This is a genomic window from Mycolicibacter arupensis (genome assembly GCF_002086515.1).
In the GTDB taxonomy this organism is placed as follows: Bacteria; Actinomycetota; Actinomycetes; order Mycobacteriales; family Mycobacteriaceae; genus Mycobacterium; species Mycobacterium arupense.
This window is the reverse complement of record NZ_MVHH01000102.1, coordinates 1-2,723: the sequence shown is the minus strand read 5'-3', so window position 1 is coordinate 2,723 and position 2,723 is coordinate 1. Positions and strand designations below refer to the sequence as shown.

The window sequence follows — 2,723 nt, the reverse complement described above, 5'->3', positions numbered from 1 at the left end:
GTCTCGAAGCAGAACCTACGCCCGGCCCCATTTACACCGGTTTCAGGACACGACCTCCGCACACACAACACGTCCACCTCGGCGTGCAAGCTCAACGGCGAACGCGCGGCCGATACCGCTCCCTGCGCCTGTGACTACTGCGTGGGCGCGGTGGGTTCTACCTGGTGAACTACCGAACGGCAAGAACCTCATCTGCTTGCCTTTCGGATCGCGACACTGATTTCCGGTGCGGGAGACCATTGATTTGGGGGCATCAGCCACCATTGGTGTCGCATGCCACCAGTTTGGTCGTGAGCCCGACGTTTTGTCAAGATGTTTGATGTGCGGTCGAGAAACACGCGCTGGGGTGGTCGGACCGGTGCTGAGCGTCGAGCAGAGCGACGGCAGCAATTGATCGAGGCTGCGACCGAGATTTGGAGTGAGAGCGGTTGGGCCGCAGTGACTATGCGCGGCGTGTGCGCCCGGACAGGGCTCAACGATCGATACTTCTACGAGGACTTCAAGACGCGCGAGGATCTTCTCGTCGCAGCGTGGGATGGCGTTCGCAATGACATGCTCGGCGAGGTTTCCGCGCTCTTCGACGAGCGTGTGGATCGGCCGCCGATCGAAACCATCACCGCGGCGATCGCCATCGTGGTCGACCGGATCGCACGCGATCCTGGCCGGGCGCACATCCTCCTCGCTCAGCATGTAGGTAGCTCACCGCTGCAAGATCGCCGCGCTGTGGCGCTGCAGGACGCAACGCAGTTGGTCGTCGAGGCAAGCCGGCCACATCTCAGAGAAGACGCCGACGAGACGGCCCTTCGTATGGACACTTTGGTTGCGGTGGGGGGGTTCGTCGAAGTCATCACGGCCTGGCACTCCGGTTTGCTCGCGGTGACCGAAAAGGAAGTGGTCGCGCACACGAGCCGACTGGCTGAAACCTTGGCTCAACGCTACGTCGTCAGCGGCTGAGGCTTAACCTTTCCGTGAGTTTCGAGGCCGACTGCACTTGTCTGTATGACTGTCGCCTTGACCCGCCACCGGGCATCCAATCCGTGACGACAGGCGCGCTGTCGCTTGTTTGGAGGAACGACGCAGAAACAGTGTCTTTCTGCGTCGCCCTCCTCACGCACTTTTGCTACCCCGGCTGAGCGATGACCTTCTGTGAGCCGTCTTGGTCGAACAGTTCCTTGCTCCATCGCTCCAGGACCGCGGTGCTGTCCCAATCATCAGGGTGGAAGCCGGGGCGGTTGTACGAACGGAATCGCTGCAGCGCATCGGCGGTGAACATCGGGGTGCGACTGAAGCGACGTAGGCTACGCACCAACGTGACCGGGTTATACGAGGCCTTGTCAGAGGCCATCGACAGCGCAGTCTGCAGAATGAGTTCGCCGAACAGAATTGCAGAGGCGATCCGCATGCCCCGTACGCGGGTGCGCTCGGTGCCTCCAATCAGCCGATAGGCGTCGAAGGCGACGGCTTTGTGCTCCGACTCCTCGAACGCATGCCACAGCAGAATCGGTCGAACCTCTGTCTGTCCGATGAGCTTCTGCGCGTCATCGCTGGTGAGAATGATTTCAGCGAGCGTCGCGGTGTAGTGCTCCAATGCAGAGGTCATCGACAGCCGCATTTCTGGCGAAAAGCGCCGCTCCAATCGCTTGATCAGGCGTGCGACGTGGCGGTCGATCCGCGCGGTCGGATAACCCATGGCCTGGAGCCGTTCGTTGAGGAGCCGATGCTGGTGTCGGTGTGTGGCCTCTTGCCCGATGAAACCCTTGACCGCTGTCAGCAATTGGGGATCGTCGATGGAACTCTGGAAATACTTGACCGAGCGGATGAAGAAGTCTTCCCCTTCCGGGAAGGTCGCAGAAAGCACCGAGATGAAATGGCTCATCACCAGGTCGCCATCCACGAAGTGTCGCCGCTTCGTGGAGGTGGGCATGGGGAAACGAACGCGCCGGGGTTTTGGCAATACACGGCTCTTGGTCGAGGCTCGATCTTCCGGCATCTTGACGGGGTCCTTCCTCCGTTGCGTGATCTGACTTTAGGCCTTGTCACATGAGACTGCCAGAATGTAGGGCATGAGTCCAGCACGTGTTTATGGCGGGCTGTCCGCAACTCAACGCGATGCGCAGCGCCGCGCACTGCTGATTGACGCCGCGGTCGCGCTCATGGGCAAGCAGGGAGCCGCCGCGTGCACCGTGACCGCTGTGTGTACGGAGTCAGGAGTGACGAGCCGGTACTTCTACCAGCAGTTTCGCGACAGAGACGCGCTCCTGCGTGCGATGTTCACCAAGATCTCCACCACCTTCCAAGCCGTGATCACCAAGGCGATACCGGATGACACCGTTGCTCCTCAAGAACTCGCTTACGCTCCGATAAAGGCCCTGGTTCAGATGATCGAGAACGATCCCAGCATGGCCCGCATATTGTTTGTCGAATCGGGCGCTGAACCCCTGCTTCGGCAGCTGCGAAGCGAACTGATGTCCGAATTTGCGGAGCTCGTCCTCAGAGAGGCCCGCCTGCATCTCGATATACCCAGCGAGGTGATTCAGGTCGCAGATCTCGCCGCTACCTACGGTGTCGGGGGCCTGTTCGAGATTCTCCGTCGCTGGATAGACGGACAACTAAACCTATCGACCGAAGTGCTTATCGAGCATTGTGCGGGTTTTCTCGGCAGTCTTGGGGGCCTTGCCCCCATGTAGTGGACACGGGATTTGTGGTTAAGCAGCTTCGGGCAG

General features: G+C 60.3%; 3 protein-coding genes and 1 pseudogene. 2 read left to right on the top strand and 2 right to left on the bottom strand.

What is annotated here, in order from left to right:
• Positions 1 to 54: 54 nt before the first annotated feature.
• Positions 55 to 192, bottom strand: a pseudogene (locus tag BST15_RS20820) (SDR family NAD(P)-dependent oxidoreductase); the annotation flags it as partial.
• Positions 193 to 321: 129 nt separating this feature from the next.
• Here BST15_RS20820 and BST15_RS20815 point away from each other — a divergent pair.
• Entirely contained in the window at positions 322 to 954 is a 633-nt protein-coding gene (locus BST15_RS20815; protein ID WP_109370774.1) for a TetR/AcrR family transcriptional regulator, read from the top strand.
• Between the two features lie 166 nt (positions 955 to 1,120).
• On the opposite strand, the gene BST15_RS20810 is transcribed toward BST15_RS20815, so the two are convergent.
• Positions 1,121 to 1,990, bottom strand: coding sequence for a metal-dependent hydrolase (locus BST15_RS20810; RefSeq protein WP_012394820.1), 870 nt, complete (start codon positions 1,988 to 1,990; stop codon positions 1,121 to 1,123).
• Between the two features lie 73 nt (positions 1,991 to 2,063).
• Between BST15_RS20810 and BST15_RS20805 the strand changes: the two genes are divergently transcribed.
• Positions 2,064 to 2,687: a TetR/AcrR family transcriptional regulator gene (locus tag BST15_RS20805; RefSeq protein WP_046188896.1), complete on the top strand. Its 624-nt coding sequence runs from the start codon at positions 2,064 to 2,066 to the stop codon at positions 2,685 to 2,687.
• The last annotated feature ends 36 nt before the right edge of the window (positions 2,688 to 2,723 follow it).